1 protein-coding gene is annotated in these 1833 nt (G+C 36.7%); it reads left to right on the forward strand.

What is annotated here, in order from left to right; all coding sequences use genetic code 11:
- The first annotated feature begins 354 nt into the window (after nucleotides 1–354).
- Nucleotides 355–1782: a BNR repeat-containing protein gene (locus tag ACOVQ4_RS12990; protein WP_421821065.1), complete on the forward strand. Its 1428-nt coding sequence runs from the start codon at nucleotides 355–357 to the stop codon at nucleotides 1780–1782.
- The last annotated feature ends 51 nt before the right edge of the window (nucleotides 1783–1833 follow it).

The following is a 1833-nucleotide window of genomic DNA, read 5'->3' on the forward strand; positions in this document are numbered from 1 at the left end:
TAGTAGAGACGCAATACTGTGTGTCTGAAGACGTGGCATTCTGAAATATAGTATCCAAAAAGGCGTGCGAAATTTGCTTTTCGCACGCCTTTTTGGATATATAGACGAAAAATAGATTAACTTGTGGATAAGCAATAGAAAAGATTAAATTAATAGTATATCTGGGGTGAAAATTAACTATAAACTTTTGATTATGAATATCTTAAGGTAACCAATGTACTATTAATCAATAACGTTTTCCTACTTAAAACAAAGTAGTATACCATTGGATTTTTAAAGATTATTTCCTTTCACCTCTATTATTTCCCACTAAAAACACCTACTTTGTAGCTACATCTTAAGCCTGATATTCCGATGAATTACCGCCAATATTTTAACAAGGGTCTTTTTCTGCTGCTCTTTCTGATTTTTGGAAAAAGTATAGCTCAACCAAAGCTCAATCCAATTCGCTCTATTTTGTTAGACTCCAAAGCACTAACCGTTCAGGGTGACTATGGAATGAATATCAATGGGCAGGCTTTTCAAAAGGAGGCATTGGCTACTTTTAAGGGATTTCAATATGGAGGGTTTTATAATGGCAATCGCCAACTAAGTATTTTTCGGAGAAACCTTCGAACCAACAAAATAGATATCCTTAGTTTCCCGTATACTCTTAGTAAGGACGATGCTCATAATACTATTTCATTGGGCTTTTGTCAGAAAGATGGAACGCTTCACATCGCTTTTAATCATCACAATAATACGCTTAACTATATTCGTTCGAAAAAGTATTTACTAGATTTTCCTGAAAAAACAAGTTGGAAATCAAGCCAGTTTTTATCCCTTTCTCATCAATTAGATGAAGAAATTGAGGAGGTTAGTTATCCTAGTTTTGTATCTATGCCCGATGGAAATCTTCAATTGTTTTACCGAAAAGGCAAAAGTGGTGATGGGCAAAATTGGATGGCAACTTACAATGCGCAACAAAGTCAATGGCAAGAACGACATGCAATAGATAGCTCAGAGGGATATTTTGAAGATGATTTAGATAATAGTCGTTCTCGAAATGCCTATTATAATGGTTGGGATTATGGCAAAAATGGAGTGCTGTATACCACCTTTACTTGGCGTGAAAAAGCTGATGGCGCAAACCACGATTGGGTATTTGCGTATAGTAAAGACAAGGGAAAGTCATGGAAAAATAATCGTGGTGAAACCATTGCTCATGCCGATTCGAATGTATTGATGAATGTGCAGTCTAAACATTCGATTATCCGTCCTATCAATCGCAAACAGTCATTGATGAACCAACAAGCACAAGCCATTGATTCAAGAGGTCGAATTCATGTGGTTTATTGGCGAAAATTGCCCAACAAGCCATTTAATGAAGGAGTATTTTGGGATAGAAAGGCCTGTGGTTATTATCATTTATGGCGTGATACCAATGGAAAATGGCATGAAAAACTAATCATTGCCCAAGCAGGTACACGTCCACAAATACTTTTTGATGCCAATGACAATTTATTTCTACTCTATTATCGACAGTCAGTAAACGATAAATCTAGACATCCTATCTATTTTGCCGAAGGAGAATTGGTGATTCTGAAAGCTTCTAATAAGAATCAATGGAGTCAATGGTTTACAATTGGTGTTGATAATCAGCATGTTAGTATCCTCGAGCCAAAGCCTGATGTCACTCGTTTTCGAGAAAGCAGGATTATTTCCTTGATGCAACAAGCAACTCCTACAAAAGCAGGAATGGCTTCTCCCTTGAGCATACTAGAGTACGAAGTCAAGCCTTAGGGAGCCACTACAATTTTAGATTAGGGCTGTACGAAGGATTTCCAACAATTT

Source organism: Flectobacillus sp., from assembly GCF_049240685.1.
In the GTDB taxonomy this organism is placed as follows: domain Bacteria; phylum Bacteroidota; class Bacteroidia; order Cytophagales; family Spirosomataceae; genus Flectobacillus.